At 54.5% G+C, this 255-nt stretch carries 1 rRNA gene; it reads left to right on the top strand.

Annotated elements, in window-relative coordinates:
- Positions 1-255, top strand: a 16S ribosomal RNA gene (locus tag M3667_RS16645); the annotation flags it as partial.

The following is a 255-nucleotide window of genomic DNA, read 5'->3' on the forward strand; positions in this document are numbered from 1 at the left end:
TCAAATCATCATGCCCCTTATGTCTTGGGCTTCACGCATGCTACAATGGCCGGTACAAAGGGCTGCAATACCGTGAGGTGGAGCGAATCCCAAAAAGCCGGTCCCAGTTCGGATTGAGGTCTGCAACCCGACCTCATGAAGTCGGAGTCGCTAGTAATCGCAGATCAGCAACGCTGCGGTGAATACGTTCCCGGGTCTTGTACACACCGCCCGTCAAGTCATGAAAGTCGGTAACACCTGAAGCCGGTGGCCCAA

The organism is Microbacterium sp. P26 (genome assembly GCF_023712585.1).
GTDB classification, from domain to species: domain Bacteria; phylum Actinomycetota; class Actinomycetes; order Actinomycetales; family Microbacteriaceae; genus Microbacterium; species Microbacterium algihabitans_A.